General features: G+C 33.0%; 20 protein-coding genes. 15 read left to right on the plus strand and 5 right to left on the minus strand.

Features of this window, described 5'->3' with window-relative positions; genetic code table 11:
• Nucleotides 1-5: 5 nt before the first annotated feature.
• From K1X16_RS05675 to K1X16_RS05695, 5 genes are all read right to left on the minus strand, one after another.
• Nucleotides 6-938: a tryptophan 2,3-dioxygenase family protein gene (locus tag K1X16_RS05675; RefSeq protein ID WP_225035361.1), complete on the minus strand. Its 933-nt coding sequence runs from the start codon at nt 936-938 to the stop codon at nt 6-8.
• 13 nt (nt 939-951) lie between these two features.
• Nucleotides 952-1740 (minus strand): DUF3108 domain-containing protein, encoded by a 789-nt coding sequence (locus tag K1X16_RS05680; RefSeq protein ID WP_195870147.1) that lies wholly within the window; start codon nt 1738-1740, stop codon nt 952-954.
• Between the two features lie 327 nt (nt 1741-2067).
• The gene (gene hppD / locus K1X16_RS05685; RefSeq protein WP_225035362.1) at nt 2068-3228 is read right to left on the minus strand and encodes a 4-hydroxyphenylpyruvate dioxygenase; all 1161 of its coding nucleotides are present in this window, start codon (nt 3226-3228) and stop codon (nt 2068-2070) included.
• Nucleotides 3229-3331: 103 nt separating this feature from the next.
• Nucleotides 3332-3835 carry a CCC motif membrane protein gene (locus tag K1X16_RS05690; RefSeq protein WP_225035363.1) on the minus strand — a complete coding sequence of 168 codons (504 nt, stop codon included), beginning with the start codon at nt 3833-3835 and terminating at the stop codon, nt 3332-3334.
• A 20-nt stretch (nt 3836-3855) separates the two neighbouring features.
• Nucleotides 3856-5016 carry a homogentisate 1,2-dioxygenase gene (locus K1X16_RS05695; RefSeq protein ID WP_225035364.1) on the minus strand — a complete coding sequence of 387 codons (1161 nt, stop codon included), beginning with the start codon at nt 5014-5016 and terminating at the stop codon, nt 3856-3858.
• Between the two features lie 365 nt (nt 5017-5381).
• Between K1X16_RS05695 and K1X16_RS05700 the strand changes: the two genes are divergently transcribed.
• From K1X16_RS05700 to K1X16_RS05770, 15 genes are all read left to right on the plus strand, one after another.
• Nucleotides 5382-5804 (plus strand): hypothetical protein, encoded by a 423-nt coding sequence (locus K1X16_RS05700; RefSeq protein WP_225035365.1) that lies wholly within the window; start codon nt 5382-5384, stop codon nt 5802-5804.
• Between the two features lie 471 nt (nt 5805-6275).
• On the plus strand, nt 6276-6527 hold the full coding sequence (locus K1X16_RS05705) for a hypothetical protein (RefSeq protein ID WP_225035366.1): 252 nt from the start codon (nt 6276-6278) through the stop codon (nt 6525-6527).
• A gap of 29 nt (nt 6528-6556) precedes the next feature.
• Complete coding sequence (locus K1X16_RS05710; protein ID WP_195872472.1) at nt 6557-7267, plus strand: GLPGLI family protein; 711 nt, start codon at nt 6557-6559, stop codon at nt 7265-7267.
• A 222-nt stretch (nt 7268-7489) separates the two neighbouring features.
• Nucleotides 7490-10204, plus strand: coding sequence for a carboxypeptidase-like regulatory domain-containing protein (locus K1X16_RS05715; protein WP_225035367.1), 2715 nt, complete (start codon nt 7490-7492; stop codon nt 10202-10204).
• 117 nt (nt 10205-10321) lie between these two features.
• On the plus strand, nt 10322-10954 hold the full coding sequence (gene pth, locus K1X16_RS05720) for an aminoacyl-tRNA hydrolase (protein WP_225035368.1): 633 nt from the start codon (nt 10322-10324) through the stop codon (nt 10952-10954).
• A gap of 56 nt (nt 10955-11010) precedes the next feature.
• Nucleotides 11011-11919: a bifunctional riboflavin kinase/FAD synthetase gene (locus tag K1X16_RS05725; RefSeq protein ID WP_195872475.1), complete on the plus strand. Its 909-nt coding sequence runs from the start codon at nt 11011-11013 to the stop codon at nt 11917-11919.
• Entirely contained in the window at nt 11912-13231 is a 1320-nt protein-coding gene (locus K1X16_RS05730) for an HTTM domain-containing protein (protein ID WP_225035369.1), read from the plus strand. The genes K1X16_RS05725 and K1X16_RS05730 overlap by 8 nt, the downstream gene beginning before the upstream one ends.
• A gap of 150 nt (nt 13232-13381) precedes the next feature.
• On the plus strand, nt 13382-14653 hold the full coding sequence (gene serS / locus K1X16_RS05735; RefSeq protein WP_225035370.1) for a serine--tRNA ligase: 1272 nt from the start codon (nt 13382-13384) through the stop codon (nt 14651-14653).
• 447 nt (nt 14654-15100) lie between these two features.
• Nucleotides 15101-16885 (plus strand): tetratricopeptide repeat protein, encoded by a 1785-nt coding sequence (locus K1X16_RS05740; RefSeq protein WP_225035371.1) that lies wholly within the window; start codon nt 15101-15103, stop codon nt 16883-16885.
• A gap of 76 nt (nt 16886-16961) precedes the next feature.
• On the plus strand, nt 16962-17282 hold the full coding sequence (locus tag K1X16_RS05745; protein WP_195872479.1) for a DUF4286 family protein: 321 nt from the start codon (nt 16962-16964) through the stop codon (nt 17280-17282).
• A 288-nt stretch (nt 17283-17570) separates the two neighbouring features.
• Nucleotides 17571-18347, plus strand: coding sequence for a 16S rRNA (adenine(1518)-N(6)/adenine(1519)-N(6))-dimethyltransferase RsmA (gene rsmA / locus K1X16_RS05750; RefSeq protein WP_225035372.1), 777 nt, complete (start codon nt 17571-17573; stop codon nt 18345-18347).
• Nucleotides 18348-18409: 62 nt separating this feature from the next.
• Nucleotides 18410-19783 (plus strand): magnesium transporter, encoded by a 1374-nt coding sequence (gene mgtE, locus K1X16_RS05755; RefSeq protein ID WP_195872481.1) that lies wholly within the window; start codon nt 18410-18412, stop codon nt 19781-19783.
• 321 nt (nt 19784-20104) lie between these two features.
• Nucleotides 20105-21043, plus strand: coding sequence for a 2-hydroxyacid dehydrogenase (locus K1X16_RS05760; protein WP_225035373.1), 939 nt, complete (start codon nt 20105-20107; stop codon nt 21041-21043).
• Nucleotides 21044-21072: 29 nt separating this feature from the next.
• A complete protein-coding gene (locus tag K1X16_RS05765; protein ID WP_225035374.1) occupies nt 21073-21531 on the plus strand; it encodes a DUF1801 domain-containing protein in 459 nt (152 codons plus the stop codon).
• A 62-nt stretch (nt 21532-21593) separates the two neighbouring features.
• Entirely contained in the window at nt 21594-21980 is a 387-nt protein-coding gene (locus tag K1X16_RS05770; protein ID WP_195872484.1) for a VOC family protein, read from the plus strand.
• Nucleotides 21981-21996 lie beyond the last annotated feature (16 nt).

The following is a 21996-nucleotide window of genomic DNA, read 5'->3' on the forward strand; positions in this document are numbered from 1 at the left end:
GCTAATTATAAATTATTTCCCCAGTTTTCTAATTCTTCTGCACTCCATAATTCCGGAAAGAAAATCCGTCTTTGGTATTTTGGGTGCATATATTTTTTCCAGTCACTTCCTCCTGTGGCTTCACCATCACCAATACCGCTATCAATATAGTGTTTGGCGGCGTTATAATGAGCCATTACCCAACTCACATTAACGGTATAATCGTAATGACGCATGGCCGCAACAAGCTCTTCGTTTTTTTGATCTTTTTCTGGAAGCTCTTTAAAACGCGTCCAAAGATTTTTGGTGTTATACGTTTCCATAAATCTTAAAAACTCGTCTTTGTAACGTTTTTCAAAATTAACTAAAAGTGTGGATTTTTTTCCTGTTTTATGGTCTTTTCCTGCGGCTTGCCAATATAAATGCTCAAAAGCATGTGTAAATGGTGTATCTCTATCAATATCTTTTCTAAATCTAAAATCGATAAGGTTAATTAATTCCGTAGAAGCGAATTCAATAAGTCTATATTGTGCACTTTGAAAACCACTTGCAGGAGTAAGTGTATATCTAAATTTCATATACTGCTCTACATCCATACCTTCTCTCATAATGTTGAAGGAGGTAGACAACATATCGAAATAACGACTGATGCGCATTAATTTACTTTCAAAAAACGTCACGTCTAAATCTTCTTTTTCGGCGACTTGAGAAATTTCCCAAAGTATCATTTTAAAAAGCAACTCATTAATTTGATGATAGGCAATAAATACCATTTCATCTGGAAGCGTGGTGCGCTGAATCTGTAGATTTAATAAGGCGTCTGTTTGAATATAATCCCAATACGTTATAGGTTTACTGTAGAGTAAGCCATATAAATGGTCGTCAGTATCTTGGTCTATTTTTTCATACTTCTCTTGAAGTGCTTTTACAATTTCGTCGTAGTTAGGTTGGTCTGACATTTTTTAATTAATCTTAAAATTCTATTTTAAAGGAGTGTTTTAAACCTTTAAATTCAACAAGATCGGCACGTAGAGAACCTACCGCTAAATCTGCTTTAATTTTTAAAGGAATTTTGTTTTTATCTGCACTTACCCAAAGCGTTAAACTTTCTTCTTCTTTAAACACACGACCAGCCATAACGTATGGTCTAAATTTAATGGTCTTTACTTTTACGTCAGAACCATTAACATCCACTTTTATGGTCTCTTCACCTAAATACTTAAGTTTAAAGCCATAGTTTTCCTCGTCAAAAAACATATTGGTTTTTATTTCATCTCCAACTTTTAAAGACTCTGTATTAATATTATTTCTTAAATAATAATACATAGACACCATATCCTGAACGTCTTGCTCTGTGGTAAAGTTTTTGGTCTCCTTATGTTTTTTATCAATGACCTCAGCAATCTTATTCTCGTGATCAAAATTAATTTCTACATCCTTTGTATGACCACCTTCATTTATTTTTCTAATGAATTTATAAGGAGCACCTGTTTCTATATCGAAATAGCTTTCGTAACGGTCTTTAACTTTAAAAAACCACTTAATCGCTCCAGTGGTCCAACCTTTTCCAACCACATGAAATACTGGTTTACCATCTAGTTTCTTTTCGTTAACAGAAAGTGTTGCATTACCTGCTTTAAAAAAGCCGCTATAGCTCATTTCAAATTTAAACCACTCACCTTCCTGAAAAGCCGATTCCTTTTCAATATTAGAGGTTTGAAGTCCTATAAAAAATAATATCGATGTAAATAAATATTTCATAATCTCGAATTTGTAAATATAATTAATGTAACGCATTTTATGTGTTACAATTATCTTAAATACAATTACTATTCCAAATCTATAAAATCTTTTAATTACAATCTAAAAACATAACTAATTTGAATACTTTAATTAATTATACTCACATTTTAAAACACAACTGATATCAGCGTATTACCAACCCTTTAATGCGTATAAAAGAAGTTATCTGAAGAATAAATTATGATACTTTGTGTGTCTTCTTTTCTGAAAGGTTAGAATGACATTAGAATTGGTTTTTTTATTAGCGCGTTTAGTTGCAGTAAACCAAACGCGCTTTTTTAAATTTTAAAGTGTCCCTCGTTTCTCTTGTTCTCGTTCAATAGACTCAAACAAGGCTTTAAAGTTTCCTGCTCCAAAACCTTTTGCTCCCATTCGCTGTATGATTTCAAAAAATAAGGTTGGTCGGTCTTCTACAGGTTTTGTGAAAATTTGAAGTAAATACCCTTCTTCATCGGCATCAATCATAATCCCTAAGCTTTTAAGCGTTTCAATATCTTCTCTTAGGGCGTGACTGTGCTCTTCTAGTCGTCCTGGTACGGCTCTGTAATATTCTTCTGGTGGTGTGGATAAAAATTCAACTCCTCTAGATTTTAGTTGTGATACGGTTGAAATAATATCGTCTGTTGCTACGGCAATATGCTGTACACCTGCACCTTCATAAAAATCTAAATACTCTTCAATTTGCGATTTTTTAGCGGCTTCAGCGGGTTCATTAATAGGAAATTTAATGCGACCATTTCCATTACTCATTACTTTACTCATTAGCGCCGAATATTCAGTATGGATTTGCTTATCATCAAACGATAAGAAGTTAACAAAGCCCATCACATCTTCGTACCATTTTACCCAAGTATTCATTTCGCCCCAACCCACATTACCAACCATGTGGTCTATGTATTTTAAGCCTGTTGGTTCTGGGTTATAATCACTGTTCCATTCTACAAAACCTGGCATAAATTTACCTGAATAGTTTTTACGCTCAACAAACATGTGAACGGTTTCGCCATAGGTGTAAATTCCAGCTTTAACCACTTCTCCAAATTCATCGGTTTCAACGGTTGGTTCCATATAAGATTTTGCACCGCGCTTGGTTGTTTCTTCATAAGATTTACGTGCATCATCTACCCATAACGCTACAACTTTTACTCCATCTCCATGTTTTACGATGTGCTTATTAATTTCAGATTTACTATTTAAAGGTGTTGTTAAAACCAAGCGAATTTTATCTTGTTTTAACACGTAACTAACAGCGTCTCTAGATCCTGTTTCTAAGCCTCTATACGCATACGACTGAAACCCGAAAGCTGTCTTATAAAAGTGTGCAGCTTGTTTGGCATTACCAACATAAAATTCCACGTAATCCGTTCCTAAAAGCGGTAAAAAGTCTTGCGCTCCTTCAAATATTTTTTCTAAACCGTAGTTTACATTTTCTACTTCTTTTGCCATAAAATAAACGTTTATTTAAAATTTTTAGAACTTCAACTTCCAAAAAATGAAGTTTCTTAATTTAATTACTATTTCAAATCTAATACTGATTTGTTTTTACTATTCACTCGTTATCCAAGCTATCTAATTCTAGTTCATGCACCTCATTTAACACCTCTTCTTCAACGTCATCAATACGATAAGTATCATCATCCCAAGTCTCATTACTTTCTGGCTCTATGATCGTTTCATATTCAGATTCGTAATAATAGTCATCACTTTCAAAATTTCCATTTTCAAGACCATCTAAAATAGCAGTTGACATTAATGTACCGTATAACGCTAACACTCCAAGGGCTACCAAAAACACAAGACTATTTAGTACAATGGCAATAATATTTATAATTTTAGCAGTGTTAACATTACTTCGTGTTTGTGGATTAAAGGCCTCAGGATTTTCACCATACTCACGTAAACTTCTGTTTGCCGACACCAATCCAATTATTGCCAAAATCAATGGAACAATAGCGGTAACACCATAACAACAGCAGCCAGCGACACCAATAACTAGTGCTAATATTCCTAAAATTAATGATAGTGGATCTGCAGGTAATTTATTTTGATTCATTTATAAATGTTTGTTATTATTTAGTGTTCTAACCAAGATTTAAAATAATCTTCATCGGCAATTTTCAAAGCCTCTTCGGTTACTTTTAAAGGTTTAAAGGTATCTACCATAACTGCTAATTCTTCGGTTTTAGTCTTACCTATACTTTTTTCCATAGTTCCAGGATGTGGTCCATGTGGAATACCTGCGGGATGCAATGAAATATGACCAGCTGCAATATCATTGCGACTCATAAAATCGCCATCGACGTAATACAACACCTCATCACTATCTATATTACTGTGATTGTATGGCGCAGGAACAGCGATTGGATGATAATCATACAAACGAGGCACAAAACTACAAACCACAAAAGCATCGGTTTCAAAAGTTTGATGCACTGGAGGCGGCTGATGCACACGACCTGTTATCGGTTCGAAATCGTGAATTGAAAACGCATACGGATAATTATAACCGTCGTAACCTACCACATCAAAAGGATGTGAGGCGTAAACCATATCAAAAATGTCGTCGTTCTTTTTTATTTTAATTAGAAAATCACCTGATTCATTATAGGTTTCTAGTTCTTGCGGTTGTCTTAAATCGCGCTCACAAAATGGTGAATGCTCTAACAATTGCCCAAACCAGTTTCTATACCGTTTTGGTGTATAGATTGGTCTTGTGGATTCTACGATAAATAAACGATTGTCTTCCGTATCAAAATCGAGTTTATAAATAACACCTCTAGGTACTAACAAATAATCGCCGTATTTGAAATCTAAATTTCCGAGATGTGTCCTTAGTTTTCCGGTACCTTTGTGGATGAATATTAACTCATCTGCATCGGTATTTTTATAAAAATAGTCTTTAGTTGATTGCTTTGGTGCTGCTAATATGATATTACAATCGCTATTGGTCAAAACAATTTTACGACTCTCTAAATAATCGTTTTCTGGTGGCACTTGAAAGCCTCTGAATCGATACGATTGCATGTTATTTTCTTTAGCAATCTTAGGTGCAACAGTGTATTGTTTTTTTATGTCTTTTACTTGTGTTGGGCGTTGCTCATGATAGCTGTTGGTAGACATGCCGTCAAAACCAATGGTACCGAACAATTGCTCGTAATAAAAATCGCCATTTGGTTTTTTAAACTGCGTGTGGCGTTTTAGTGGAATTTTTCCTAATTTATGATAAAATGGCATGTTTTGAATGATTTTAAATATTACAAAGACCTTTCGACTGCGCTCAAGGTGACACTTAACTAGTAATTTTAAAGGTAATAAAATTTGTAGAGATTCCTGTCTATGCAGGAATAAACTAGATACTGAAACAAGTTCAGCATGACAATGATGTCATTCCGGATTCCTTTTAATAAGGAAATGAAGATGAAGTTTTATGTTGGCCCAGAATGGTGTCATATATTTAAAACTACTGCTTTTTATGGTCTCATGCTGTTCGCGCTAAGAACATACCCTGAACTAGAAAATTTTCTCTTGCGCTCGGGGCATAATGTTACAAATATCAATAATTTTTTGTTATTTTTAAAGGAATAGAAAATTCATTTAAAATGAAATTACGCATCGCATTAGTTTTTATGCTTTTAATAAGTTCATTTTGTTCTGCACAAACGTTAGACATTAAAACAGCTGACTTTAATTCTTCTGTAGTATTAAATGATGAATTGACTGCTTCTGAATTCACAACAATTGCAACATCATTACGCTTTGAGTTTCAACAAAACGATTCTAAGTTTTCTATGTTGGAATCTGACACTGATTTTGAGCTTAATTCTGAGGTATCTAATTCAAAACTATTTTCCAACTTGAAGCTATTTGAAAACAACTACCAAAATGATTTCAATTATTCTAGAGGTTGTGGCACATTAGAAGATGGTTTGACCCATAACATTAATAGTAGTGATGTGATGATTTCGAGGTTTGTTGATTATGTGGTTAATGAGCAATTGAAAACCCTAATTTTTAAGGACTGATTTCATTTTAAACACAACAATAACCCATTCACATGCAAAAACTTAGTGTTAAAATCCAAACGCAAAACTGTTAAAGTTTTAATTATTTTACAGTTTCAATTACGGTTTTTCCGCAGTTAACATTTCTTTAACAAATAACACATTTTTAATTTGGTGGTTTACATTTTTTTTTTTTAGATTTACAATGTTGAAAGCATTTTTATAGAGTAATGTAAGAAGTCGCTCTTAAGAATGTGGACGACAAAAATGTTAACATTATAGCTTGTGCAAGCTTTTTTATATTTTATCCCTGAGAATTAAAACTAATAGCGCAAAAAAAAGACTTCTAAACAAGTGACTTCTACTTCTCATTCCCTTAATGAGAAAACAAATGACTTCTAATTATAAGACTTCTATTCCCTAAGTTTTAGGGAGACAATAGTTATTAATCAACCTATCTTAAAAAATGTGATGGGTTTAAAATCTTAAATTATGAAGAAAAGAATATTTAGCCTAATGGCTGTGGTAATGTTTATTGGAAGTCCAATAAACGTAATGGCAGTAAGCAATAAGACTTCCGAATATTGTGAACCATGCAACATTGATTCTAATGAATCGAATGGTGAATGTTTTTGTGACGCAATAAGATTGTATCACGCATACATACGAACTTTCGACGATAGAGAAATGGCAATTGAAGCTGGAGCAAGATATCTAGACGAATGTAATGCAGTGCAATTTTAAATGATTAAAACAACTGATTGTATACTAATATGAAATTAATCCACATAATAGTTTTCACCCTTTTTATAGGGAATTGTCATTCGCAAAATTCTATAAAATCAGGTAGATTGGTTTATAGTGTTACATTTAATTATACTGAAACCAAAAAAGAAACTTCTGCATCTAAATTTCTTGAAAAATCAGTAGAAGCATTAAGAGAGTTTAATTTTAACTTAGACTTTAATAATTCTAAATCTTTATATTATTTAGATAAATCAATGATTTCAGATAAAGAAAGTGACACCTACTTTAAGGCCGCATTAAAAATAGCTGGAGATGTTGAAGTTTTTACTGATTTAAATATTCAACTCTCAAAAACAAGAAAAAACTTTTTAGGAGATGATTTTATCATAACAGATTCATTAACCTATGACTGGAAAATAACCAAAGAAACTAAATTAATTGGGGAATATTTATGTTATAAAGCAGAATTAGAAATTGAAACTACATACCTTAATCCAAAAGGTAAAAAAGTTTTTGCTTGGTTTACATATCTAATACCTCTTTCTCATGGACCTAAAGGTTATTCAGGATTGCCAGGTATTATTTTAGAATTAAAAGAGAATAATTTAATCTATTCGTTGCAAAAACTAGAGTTCGATAAATCAGAAATTAAAATACCAAAAAATGGAATCAAAATTAACAGGAGTGATTATAACAAATATGTTAAACAAAAAATTAAAGAATTTAAATTTGAGTAATATGAAAACCTTAAAAAAAACACTAATTGTCTTATCTGCATTTTTCTTATTTACAAGCATGCAATACTCTGAACCTAAGAAACCTGAAAGCTTAAAAAAAAGCTTGTTCTTTACTAGCTCTAACTATTTATGACAACGCAATAAATAGTGAGGTAGATATAGAAACCGCCTTTGCTGTTTCGCAAATAGCATACCTTGATTGTATGTATTTTTAATATTAAATTGATTATTAGTAACAGTAAATTTTCATCTATTAAAAAAAACTCTCTTATATCAATATTATTAATAGGGAGTTTTTTTTTCTGTAGCTACTCTCAACAAGTTACGTTTATCGGCAATGTTAAAGACACTCTGCATAATCCTTTACCATACGCAAATATCTTAGCAATACCTCAAGCAGATGACCAAGACGTGAAATTCGCCATTACGGAAAACGATGGGACATACAAACTAGGCCTTGCAAAAAACCAAACCTACGAACTCACGGTAAGCTATTTGGGTTACAAGCCACAAAAAGTTACTATAACCACAACAGACCAAGACCTCACTAAAAACTTTATCCTCAAAGAAAACCCAGACCAATTAGATGAGGTAAACATAAAATACACACCTCCAATTACCGTTAAAGAAGACACCATAACTTACGATGTTACAAAGTTTGTAACAGGTGAGGAACGCAAACTACGCGATGCTCTTAAAAAATTACCTGGAGTAGAAGTGGATAGAGAAGGTAACGTGATGGTTAATGGTAAAAAAGTAACTAAAGTCTTAGTAGAAAACAAAACCTTTTTTACAGGTAATAGCAAACTAGCTGTAAATAATATACCAGCAGATGCCGTTGAGAAAGTTGAAGTGTTAGATAATTACAATGAGGTTGCTATGCTTAAAGGTTTGCAAGACTCTGAGGATATGGCTATGAATATCTTGTTAAAAGAAGATAAAAAGAAGTTTGTTTTTGGCGATATAGAGGTGGGTGCAGGTATTAAAAAGCGTTACCTGTTACATCCTAATTTATTTTACTACAGCCCAAGAACCAACGTTAACTTTATTGGTGACCTTAACAACCAAGGCATTAAAAGTTTTAGTTTTAGCGATTACTTAGAATTTGAAGGTGGTTTTGGAAAACTCTTGGATGATGTTGGTAGTTATTTTAGTTTGTTTAATAGCGATTTTGCCCAATACCTCAACAACCAAGATTTTACAGCTAATATTAATCAGTTTGGTGCTTTAAATATTAGGCAATCCGTTTCTAAACATACAGATATTAGTGGCTATTTAATTAGCTCTAACTCAAAAACCCAAACTGCAAGCAATACGTTGAACGCTTACCAAAATATTGCAGACCCTTTTACGGAAAATAGAACGGTTACTAATACTATTAATAACTTTTTTACCGTAGGTAAAGTTACCGTGGACTACGACCCAAGCTACAAAGAAGATTTTGCTTATAATGCTTTTGTAAAAGTAACTAATAATGATAGTCATGGTTTTGTAAATACAATTAACCCAGACCAAAACAATAGCATTACGACATTAACCGATGTTACGGCACTTAATCTAAAACAAAACATTACTTACAGTCGTAAATTATCTAAAGCGCATACAGCTACTTTAGAAGCCACTTATAATTTTCAGAATGATAAACCGATTACAGAGTGGCTCACTAATCAGCAAATTTTACAAGGTTTAATTCCTTTGGAAGATGCTGATGTGTATAATATTCTTCAAACTAAAAAATCAGCTTCGCATAATTTTAATGCCATTATAAAAGATTATTGGGTAATTAATAATTTTAACCACCTTTATACTAGTGTTGGCATTAACACATCTTTTAATGATTTCTATAATGAAGATCTACAATTGCTTAATGATGGTCGTATCAATAATTTTAGTTCTGCTGGTTTTGGTAATGATTTTGGTTATAGCTATATAGATTCGTATTTGGGCTTGGAATATAAATTTCAAATTGGTATCGCTACGTTTAAACCTGCTGTATTTTATCATGGTTATTTATGGCGGACACAACAGTTTGAGGATTCTGAAACGTTTTCTAAAAATTTGTTATTACCGCAATTCACCACCAAAGTGGAATTTAATAACAGTGAAAAACTGAATTTTAAATACAAACTGAATGCGCGTTTTCCTGGCATTAATCAATTGGCAAACAACTTTATACTTTCTAATTTTAATAGTGTTTACAAAGGCAACAATCAGTTAGAAAACCAATTGTACCATTCCGCAACCTTGAGTTATTATAAGTTTAGTTTGTTTAAAAACTTAAACCTCAACTTCAATACCAGTTTTAACAAGCGTGTAAAAAGTATAAAAACGGTTTCAGAGCTTAATGGTATTGAATCTTTTAATACAGCCATAATGTTTGACCAACCAGAACATAATTGGATGCTTAGTGGACGCGTTTCAAAAAAAATTAATAAAATCCGTTATAATCTGAGTAGTCGTTTTAGCTATAATGATTATTTTCAAATCCTAAATGATGAAACAAATCTTAATGTTTCGAAATCTATCGCTTCAACGATTGGCGTGGAAACTTCATTTAAAAATCATCCTAACTTAGAAATTAATTATACCAAAGATTTTAATAACTATAAAGCCTTAAATAACATCTCTAAATTTGAAAATGACCAATTAGAAGTTATTTTGGAATACGATTTTTTAAAGGATTTTATCTTTAAAGCAGATTACACCTATAATAATTACAATAATAAAAGTCTAGATACTAAAACCACTTTTGATACTGCAAATGCGTCGTTATTCTACCAAAAAGAAGATAGTCCTTGGGGATTTGAGGTAAATGCCACTAACCTTTTTGATACGCGTTTTAAACAACAAAATTCCTTTAACGCTTTTGTGATTAGTGATAGTAGAACATTTATTTTGCCTAGAATTGTAATGTTTAAGGTGAGCTATAAGTTGTAAGTATGTTCGAAATCTTCAAAACAGCTTCAAAAACTAAACCCATAAACCAAAGACCATAACGATATAATTAGTTTTTAGTCAACTTCTTTTTACTTTTGCACAAACTAGAAATACATTATGTATAGTTTTATAAAAAAATGGTTCGGTTTTAGTGCTAAACCGAAACTTACAGAAGAAGACAAAATGAAAAAATTCTTAATCGTTGGCTTAGGAAACATAGGCGAAAAATATGCTAACACTAGACATAATATTGGCTTTAAAATTCTAGATTATTTAGCTGAAACGAATGACATTACTTTTGAAACCGTAAAACTTGGTGATGTTTCTACCTTGAAAATCAAAGGAAGATCACTTATCCTTTTAAAGCCAAGTACGTTTATGAACCTCAGCGGAAAATCTATAAAATACTGGCTAGAGAAAGAAAAAATCCCTATAGAAAACCTACTTGTGGTTACTGATGATTTAAACCTTCCGTTTGGATCGCTAAGATTAAAAACAAAAGGTAGCGACGGAGGTCACAACGGATTAAAAGACACGCAAGACAAATTACAAACTTCAAAATATAACCGCTTTAGATTTGGCATCAGTGATGAGTTTAGCAAAGGCAGACAAGTCGATTATGTTCTAGGCGAATGGACAGACGAAGAAAACACACAACTTAAAGAACGTTTGAAAATTTCGGCAGAATTGGTAAAATCTTTCGCTTTAGCCGGAGTAAATACGACGATGAACCAATTTAATGGAAAATAAGATTTAGCTTTGTTTTCAGTATAGTTCTAAGTTAAAAATAGCAATACCGTTTAAATTTGAATTCAAAATCAGCAAAAGTAACAACCATTGGCACCTTCGACGGTGTACATATTGGACATCAAAAAATCCTGAAACAGGTCGTAGCTCTTGCTAAAAAACAAGGCTATATTCCTGTGGTTTTAACCTTGTTTCCACATCCAAGAATGGTGCTTCAAAAAGACGACTCTATTCGGTTGTTAAATACCATTGACGAGCGTATAGAATTACTAAAATCACACGGTATAAAGGAGGTTGTTGTAAAAAAATTCACCAAAGCCTTCGCTAATCTTTCTGCTCATGATTACGTGAAACAGATTTTAGTTGATGAGTTACACACCAAACATATTGTTATTGGTTACGACCACCATTTTGGCAAAAACAGAAGTGCCAACATAAACGACCTTAAAGCCTTTGCTGAGCGTTATGATTTTGATGTTGAAGAAATTTCTGCACAAGACCTAAAAGATGTTACAGTGAGTTCTACTAAAATTAGAACAGCTTTAAACCAAGGAGAAGTAGATTTAGCAAATTCGTATTTAGGTTACAATTTCTTTATAACTGGTACAGTTGTTAAGGGCAAAGAATTGGGAAGAACGATTGATTTTCCAACCGCAAATATTAATGTCACGGCAACTTATAAGCTTATTCCTAGTGATGGTGTTTATGTGGTAAAATCTAAGATTGAAAACAAAACCGTCTTCGGAATGATGAATATTGGCAGCAATCCAACGGTTGATGGCAAAACACGTTCTATTGAAGTGCATTTTTTCGACTTTAGCCAAGATATTTATAATGCTGAACTAAAAATTGAGTTTCTTAAGCGTCTTCGCAGCGAACAAAAATATGAGAATCTCGAAGCTTTAAAAATTCAACTTAAAAAAGATATGGCGAATGCATCAAGCTATATAAACACCTTAAATGCATAAGTTTCTATTTAAACATATAGACAACTCTGGACTCATAGTTTTCAGAATCATTTTTGGGTTGTTGTGTTTTTTAGAAGCTGTTGGAGCCATTTTTACAGGCTGGATTAGACGTACGTTAATAGAACCAGAATTCACCTTTTCATTTATTGGTTTTGAGTGGTTACAACCACTTCCTGGTGATTGGATGTATGTTTATTATGCTGTAATGGGAATTTTTGGCTTATGTATAATGTTGGGCTACAAATACAGATTAAGCATGCTTATGTTTGCTTTAATGTGGACAGCAACCTACCTCATGCAAAAATCGTCTTATAACAATCATTATTATTTGTTGATGTTGTTAAGCTTTTTAATGGTGTTTCTACCAGCCAATCGGTATGCTTCTTTAGATGTTAAACTAAACCCTTCGCTCAAAAGTAACTCTATGCCAAGTTGGTGTAAGTGGTTTTTTGTGCTTCAGTTATTTATTCTTTACACCTATGCCTCTGCAGCTAAATTTTATCCGGATTGGTTAGACGGTTCTGTAATGAAAATACTAATGCGAAGCAAAGCCGATTTCTATGTGGTTGGAGAGCTCTTGCAACAAAACGTAGTTCATTATATTTTAGCTTATGGTGGTATTTTGTTTGACGGTTTAATAATTCCATTATTACTATTCAAAAAAACTCGGAAGTACGCCTTCTTTGCCTCTATTTTCTTTCATCTGTTTAATTCGTTTATTTTTCATATTGGAATTTTCCCATATATGTCTTTAGCGTTTAGCTTGTTCTTTTTTGAACCAAAAACCATAAAAAACATATTCTTAAAACGAAAAGATTTTTATGATGCTAATCAAGTTATTGTTCCAAAATACAAACCTGTTCTTCTTTCATTATTTTCAATTTATTTTATAATTCAAATTGCCTTACCGTTACGTCATCACTTTTTTACAGATGATGTGTTATGGACCGAAGAAGGTCATCGTTTATCGTGGAGAATGATGTTGAGAGCTAAAAGCGGACGCACCTTTTACAAAGTTGTTAATGCAAAAACTGAAGATATAATTCCTATTAAATTAGATGATTATTTAACCAAAAAGCAACAACGAGGCGCAAGATCTAAACCCGATATTATTTGGCAGTTTGCACAACATCTTAAACAAGACTTTGCTAAAAAAGGAATTCCTGTAAAAGTCTATGTCAATGCTTTTGTAAGTGTTAATGGAAAAGCCACCAAACAACTTATAGATCCAAAAATTGATATTGCTAATGAAAAATGGCAACATTTTAAGCATCACGATTGGATTTTACCTTCTGAAGAAAACGAAAAGTAATTTCTTATTACAAAAGTATAACTATCCTTAAATCAGAAAATCTTATTTCACACTATAAAATAGACACTTTTTATTTTTATCTGGTCATTTTCTTGTTACTTTTGTGGCTTATTTCCCCATGCCAATTGGCATAAACCAAAATTAATAGATATGTTACAAGTTGCTTTTATACAAGAGAACAAAGAAGACATTATTGCACGTTTAGCAAAACGAAATATTGATGCTACAGAGATGATTAACGAGGCTATTGCTTTCGATGAAGACCGAAAAGCAATTCAGACCAAATTAGATACCACGAAAGCAGAATCTAACAGCTTATCTAAAGAGATTGGAAATTTATACAAGTCTGGCGAAACCCAAAAAGCAAATATTCTAAAGGAGAAAACAACACAATTAAAGGACGTTACTAAAACTTTAGAACAAGAACTCAATGGTAAAATTGAGGCACTTGCTGAGCTTTTATATAAAATCCCTAATGTACCAAACCCTATTGTTCCTGCAGGAAATACGGATGAAGACAACGAGGAAACCTTTAGAGATGGAGATGTGCCTAGTTTATATGAAGGTGCCTTACCACATTGGGAACTCGCTAAAAAATACAACATCATCGATTTTGAATTAGGAAACAAAATTACAGGTGCTGGTTTTCCTGTTTATATAGGTAAAGGTGCAAGATTACAACGTGCCCTTATTGCTTATTTCTTAGACAAAAATACCGAAGCTGGTTACACCGAATACCAAGTACCACATTTGGTGAATGAAGCGTCTGGTTTTGGAACTGGACAATTGCCAGATAAAGAAGGGCAAATGTACCACGTTACAGGAGATAATTTATACTTAATTCCAACCGCAGAAGTGCCTGCAACCAATATATTTAGAGACACCCTTTTAAACGAGAGTGATCTTCCTATTACCATCACAGGTTATACACCATGTTTTAGACGTGAAGCGGGTAGTTATGGTGCGCACGTTAGAGGATTAAACAGATTACATCAGTTTGATAAGGTTGAAATCCTAAGAGTTGAACATCCAGATAATTCTTATGACGCATTAGACAGTATGGTCAATCATGTAAAAGGCATTTTACAAGACTTAAAATTACCATATAGAATTTTAAGATTATGTGGAGGCGATTTAGGATTTACCTCTGCTTTAACTTACGATTTTGAAGTGTTTTCAACGGCACAAGACCGTTGGTTAGAAGTATCGTCTGTTTCTAACTTTGAAACGTTCCAAGCCAATCGTTTAAAATTACGTTTTAAAAATTCTGAAGGTAAAAACGAATTATGCCACACGTTAAATGGTAGTTCTTTAGCCTTACCAAGGATTTTAGCCGGAATTTTAGAAAACTATCAAACCGAAAATGGTATAAAAATACCTGACGTTTTAGTGCCGTATACCGGCTTTGATATGATTTCTTAAAACCATATACCTTACTCTAAATGTTAAATTTTAATGCATTTTAACGATTATAAAGGTATTTCCTCGCTTTATTTATAAAGTTTTTAGAAATTTAGGTTTCCCAGATTAAAAGAGCTTAATTATGAAGAATATAAAACGAATCGTATTACTCGTTTCTTTGATTGCTATGGTAAGCAAGGTTTTGTTTTAGCGAACCAGATACTCTATACTTTTTGGTAATTTTCAACATTATAATTGATGTTGTTAATTAGTAAAATATAAAACGGACCTAGTCAAGATAATTGAATCATATTTTACAAAAATAATGGTTAATAGCACATTTATTTTACTAGTAAAATGCCTAAACATAAGTTTAGGCATTTTTTTATACTTTTTTTCACAACATCTACTTGAAGCATTTGTTATATTTACACTTACAGTGACTTTTAGCGGTACTAAAATACAAACATGCAACAGCGTTTTTTCATAATAATTATTCTAGTCTTCAGTTATTCTGGTTTTGCCCAAAATAGTGAAGCACAAGCGGATAGTTATTACAAAAAAGCAGAATTCAAAAAAGCAGAATTAATCTATAAAAATTTACTGAGGGAAAAGCCACACAGTTACAACTATATTCTTAAGCTTGTAGATATCTACCAACAATTAGAACAATATGACGATGCTGAAGCTCTTTTGAAACAACGTTTATCTATAAATAGAAGTCCAGAATTTACAGTGGCTTTGGGTTATAACTTTCAACTTAAAGATAGTATTGCTACTGCCAATAAACTTTATGATGAAGCGATAGCTTTTGTAGACCATAAGCCCAACTTTATTTATATTATCGCTAAAAAGTTTGAAGATTATTCTCTTTCAGAACAAGCCATTCGATTATATGAAAAAGGTAAAGTCTTATCACCAGAAAAAAACTTCAGTATTCAGTTAGCGCGCATTTATGGAGATCAAGGTGATATCGAAAAAATGTTCTTAAACTATATAGATTACATTGCGTATAAACCTAATTATCTCAATAACATTAAACGTTTCATTAGTGACTTTGTTTCCGAAGATAAAGACAATATAAACAACACCTATTTACGACGATTACTTCTAAAAAAAATTCAACAAAATCCAGAAACGTACTGGTATGATATGTTGAGTTGGTTATACGTTCAAGAAAAAGCATACAACAAATCGTTTATTCAAGAAAAAGCACTTTACAAGCGTAACCCTGAAAGTTTAGATCGTCTCATAGAATTAGCTGTTACAGCACAACAAGACGACGATGATGACACAGCAAAATCAATTTTCAATTATATACTCGAGGTTACACAAGATCGAAGTACAGCATTAACGGCACACCAATACATTTTAGAAATAGACACTAAAAATGCCGATGCTAAAACGCTACAGCAAATTGATGAAAAATACAACAGCTTGCTGAATGAGTTTGGAAAATCTAAGCTTACTTTATCCTTACAATTAGCATATGGTAAATTTTTAGCCTTTAACCAAAAAGACACAGAAACAGCCACAACGTTCTTAAAGCAAAGTTTAAGCTTACAGCTTTCTAAGTTTCAAGAAGCGAATGTAAAATTGCTATTAGCTGATATTTTAGTACTTCAAGAAAAATTTAATGAAGCCTTAATTTTCTATTCTCAAATTCAGGCTAACCTTAAAAATAGCATTATTGCTCAAGAAGCACGATTTAAAGTGGCAAAAACAAGTTATTACAAAGGTGATTTTGAATGGGCAGAATCGCAGCTTAACATCTTAAAATCATCAACATCTCAATTAATTGCAAATGATGCTTTAGACTTAAAATTATTAATTTCGGATAATAAACATGAAGACAGCACGCAAACAGCTTTAAAGCATTATGCCAAGGCCGACTTATTCGCGTTTCAGAATAAAACTGAAGAAGCTATTTCACTATTAGACCGAATTTTAGAAGAACATAAAGGTGAAAGCATCACAGATCAGGCTTTGTTTCAACAAGCAAAACTCTACGAGAAAAGAAAACAATATGTTAAGGCTGAAGCGAACTACCAAGACATTATTAAAGATTATAGTGAAGACATCCTAATAGACGACACGCTTTACTATTTAGCAGAACTTTACAATAACTATTTAGCCAAACCCGAAGAAGCCAAACTACTCTACGAAAAAATAATATTTGATCACCAAGACAGTATTTATTTTATTGAAGCGCGAAAAAAGTTTAGAATGCTTAGAGGAGATAGTATTAACTAAATAACAAAACCCAAACGCTCAATTCCAACAGCAACATTTTGGAATTTAACACGTTAAACTTGAATTTTGAACTCATATGATTATATACAACGTTACTCTTAATATAGATAAAAGCATCCATAATGAATGGTTAGAATGGATAAAAGAGCACATTCCACAAGTCTTAGCAACAGGTAAGTTTAAAGAAGCTAAACTCACCAAAGTTTTGGTAGAAGATGACGAAGCAGACACCTACTCTATTCAATTCAGAGCGCATTCTAGAGAAGCTCTAAACTCATATTATGCTGAACATGCCGAGCGTTTAAAACAAGTTGGCTTACAACGTTTTGGAGATAAAGTCTTGTCGTTTAGAACAGAGTTAGAAGTTGTTGATGAGTATTCGGTTAGTTTTGAATAATATTTTCGGGCAAAGACGCCAAGTCGCAAAGAAAAAAGCTCAACTTTATTTGAAATCTCATGGTTGTATTAAGCTTATAGCTTTTTTGATTCTTTAAACATAGCATTATTTTTTATGTAAAAACGCTTTGCGTCTCTGCGCCTTTGCGAGAAAAAACAATCTTATTACAACTCTGAAAATCATTGTATAATAACACTCAGCGCCATTCATTACAAAAAACCCAAGTAAACCGTATCTTTACAAAATAATTGCGTTGCGCCTTTGTGCCTTTGCGAGAAAAAAAAACAAATGACAGTAAAAGCCAAAAAACACCTAGGACAACACTTCTTAGAAGACGAATCTATTGCACAAGATATTGCAGATAGCTTATCTTTAGAAGGCTACAACGACGTCTTAGAAATTGGGCCAGGAATGGGAGTGCTTACCAAATATCTTCTCAAAAAAGACACCATAATACACGTCATAGAAATAGACACAGAATCTGTAGATTACCTAAAAAACAACTATTTACATCTTGCAGATAGAATCATAGAAAAAGACTTCTTAAAATACGATTTAAATCTTGTATTTAAGGATAAACCTTTCGCTATTATTGGTAATTTTCCATATAATATTTCGTCACAAATTCTTTTTAAAACTCTAGAAATGAGACATCAAATTCCAGAATTTTCTGGTATGTTTCAAAAAGAAGTCGCCTTAAGAATCTGTTCTAAAGAAGGCTCAAAAGTTTACGGTATTTTATCTGTACTAACCCAAGCATTTTACGATGCAGAATACTTATTTACAGTACCACCAAGCGTATTTAATCCACCACCAAAAGTAGATTCAGGTGTGCTTTTATTAAAACGAAAAGAAAATTTCACCTTGCCTTGCGACGAAAAATTATTCTTTAAAGTCGTAAAAACAGGTTTTCAGCAACGTAGAAAAACATTGCGCAACAGTTTAAAAACATTCAATCTGTCGGATAATTTAAAAGCAAATACTATATTTGGGCAACGACCAGAGCAACTGAGTGTTTCGCAGTTTATAGAGCTAACGTCGCTAATAGAAAATGACGAAAACTAATGATCTTTGCTGTCACACTGAGTGCAGTCGAGGTGAATTAAAATAAGCGTATTAAAAATCAAGTGGAAGACATCCAAGATAACATACAATTTCAGTTAACTGATGAGCTTATTGAAAAGGTAGAAATCCTTGTCGAAGACGGAAACGACAAAGACTTAACAGCCTTATTAAATGAGTATCACCACGCAGATATTGCCGAAATTTTAGATGAATTAACCAATGATGATGCTGTATATGTTATAAAACTTCTCGATTCTGAAACCACTTCAGAAATCCTGATGGAACTCGATGAGGATATCCGAGAAAAAATACTTAGAAGTCTATCCAATAAAGAAATTGCCGAAGAGGTTGAAGAATTAGATACCGATGATGCGGCAGATATGATTGCTGAACTTCCGGAAGGTAGGCGAGCCGAAGTTATCTCGCAGATTGCAGACGACGAACACAGAGAAGAAATTCAAGAACTTTTAGCTTACGATGAAGACACAGCTGGTGGACTCATGGCAAAAGAGCTCGTTAAAGTTTACGAAACTTGGACTGTTGCAGGTTGTTTACGCAGAATTAGAGGGCAAGCTAAAGATGTTACAAGAGTACATTCGGTTTACGTTGTAGATAAACAAGATAAACTGATAGGCAGATTGTCTTTAAAAGATTTAATTACATCCAAAAGCGATCAAAAAATTGCGTCTATCGCTAAAGAAAACGTGGATTGGGTTCATGTTAACGATGATGTGGTAGATGTCGCAAAAATAATGGCAAAATACGATTTAGAAGCAATTCCTGTTGTAAATGACAGCCAAACATTAGTCGGTAGAATTACCATTGATGATATTGTAGACGTTATACGAGAAGAAGCCGATAAAGATTACCAATTAGCCGCTGGTATTTCGCAAGATGTCGAGGCCGATGATAGTATTTTTAAACTCACCAAAGCACGTTTACCTTGGTTGTTTATTGGTATGTTTGGAGGTTTAGGAGCTGCCAGTATTATAGAGCAGTTTAATGATAATATGGGCAATTTTATAGTGTTGCTCAGTTTTGTACCTTTAATTCAAGCAACAGCCGGAAATGTAGGAGTACAATCCTCTGCTATTGTGGTTCAAGGTATTGCCAATGGCACAATCGATGGTAAAATTCTAAAACGATTATTCAAAGAGTTTTTATTAGGATTAGTCAATGGTATTGCTATTTCACTAATTGCCATTCTTATTACGCATTTTATTTTTGGAACACCATACATTGTATCCATAACCATCAGTATCGCTTTAGTTGCTGTGATTGTAATGGCTGCAATTATTGGCACATTTATTCCTATTTTTTTAGACAAAAGAGGCATTGATCCTGCAGTCGCCACAGGACCATTTATCACCACAAGCAATGACGTTTTCGGGATTTTAATCTATTTCTTAATCGCGAAAATGATGTTAGGTATTTAATAGTTTTTGGGCGTTACTCTACTTCGCTATGTAGCTATTGTAATCACTTTCATCAACTAGAAAAGCTACGTAGAGTCGGGCTGTCACTACTCGCTTTTTGCAAAAAAAGCAAAAGAGCTCAAACATGCCGTTCCATCCCTAACGCAGTCACCATGTTACTCTATTTTAAAAGTGAACTATCGTAAATCGCGTTGTAAATCTTTGTAACTTTACTTCATCATATTATAAGACCTACTAGGTTTTAAAAAATCTAGAAGATCTGAAAAACTAAAAAGTTATTATTTAACGCTTAAATAGATTCCCACTCTCGCAGGCATTACCATGAAAATATTACACCTAGATTCTAATCATCCATTACTTTTAAATCAACTCAACGCCTTAGGATTTACCAATCACGAAGATTACACGTCTTCAAAATCTGAGGTTGAAGCAAAAATCGCAGATTATGATGGTCTTATAATTAGAAGCCGATTCACCATAGACAAGCAATTTTTAGATGCAGCCACCAACCTAAAATTTATAGGACGTGTTGGTGCTGGATTAGAAAATATAGACTGCAATTATGCCGAAGATAAAGGCATATATCTTATTTCTGCACCAGAAGGTAACCGAAATGCTGTTGGAGAACATGCCTTAGGGATGTTGTTATCACTTTTTAATAACCTAAATAAAGCGGACAAAGAAGTGAGACACGGAAAATGGTTGCGAGAAGATAACAGAGGATTAGAATTAGACGGAAAAACTGTTGGCCTCATTGGTTATGGTAATATGGGAAAAGCATTTGCCAAAAAACTAAAAGGCTTTGATGTAGATGTTTTGTGTTATGATATAAAAACCAATGTTGAAGATGCCAATGCCAAACAAGTTATTCTCGAAGAATTAAAAGCAAAAGCTGATGTGCTAAGTCTTCATATACCACAAACAGAGCTAACTTTAAACATGATAAATTCTGATTTTATAAAAGGTTTTAAAAAGCCTTTTTGGCTCATTAATACAGCTCGCGGTAAAAGTGTAGTTACTCAAGATTTAGTTAACGCCTTAAAATCTGGTAAAATTCTGGGAGCAGGATTAGATGTTTTAGAGTATGAAAAATCGTCTTTCGAAAATTTATTCACTTCTAATGATATGCCAGAAGCTTTTCAATATTTAATAGCATCAAAAAATGTGTTGCTCTCACCACATGTGGCAGGTTGGACGATTGAAAGCAACATTAAACTCTCGCAAACAATCGTCGATAAGATTAAAACAAAGTTTAGTTAACTTACAATATTAACCATACCTTTTTAAACATGACATACAACGCTACATCACCAGAAGATTATATTAGTCAAGTACCTAAAGAACGCCAAAATGCTTTAAAAACGTTAAGGAAAGTTATAACTGATAATTTACCAAATGGTTTTGAAGAAGGCATTCTATATAATATGATAAGTTATTATGTGCCACATTCCGTTTATCCAGATGGTTATCATTGCGACCCAAAAACGCCATTACCATTTATGAGTTTTGCTTCACAAAAAAACTCAATAAACTTATATCATAGTGGCATTTATGCGCAACCAGAACTACACGATTGGTTTGTTAACGCGTATCCAAAACATTGCAAACGAAAATTAGACATGGGAAAAAGCTGCGTTAGATTTAAAAAGATAGACGACATTCCGTTTGAATTAATTGGCGAACTGACTAAAAAGATGACGTGTAACGAGTGGATAGACATATACGAGTCTGCCATAAAGAAAAAGTAGATTAAAAAATTATAACATTTAGGGTTTCAACCAATGAGATCTTAAAATAAATTCAGAATAAAATGAAAAAACGCGTCACAGGAATTGGAGGTTTATTTTTTAAAACTAAAGATCCAAAAGCTGCTAAAGATTGGTATAAAAAACATTTAGGGTTTAACACAGACGATTATGGCTGTACCTTTTGGTGGAAAGATAAAGAAGGAAACGACTGTTCTACTCAATGGAGTCCGTTTACTGAAGACACCAAACACTTTGAACCGTCTAAAAAAGACTTTATGTTTAATTATAGGGTTGAAAATTTAAAAGAATTATTAGCAACGTTAAAAGACGAAGGTGTCACCATTGTTGGTGATATGGAAGAATACGAATATGGTAAATTCGGCTGGATTCTAGATAACGACGGTAACAAAATTGAACTTTGGGAACCCGTTGATAAGGCCTTTTTATAAATTCCATTTAAACACA

Source organism: Winogradskyella sp. SM1960 (genome assembly GCF_020179375.1).
GTDB lineage: Bacteria > Bacteroidota > Bacteroidia > Flavobacteriales > Flavobacteriaceae > Winogradskyella > Winogradskyella marina.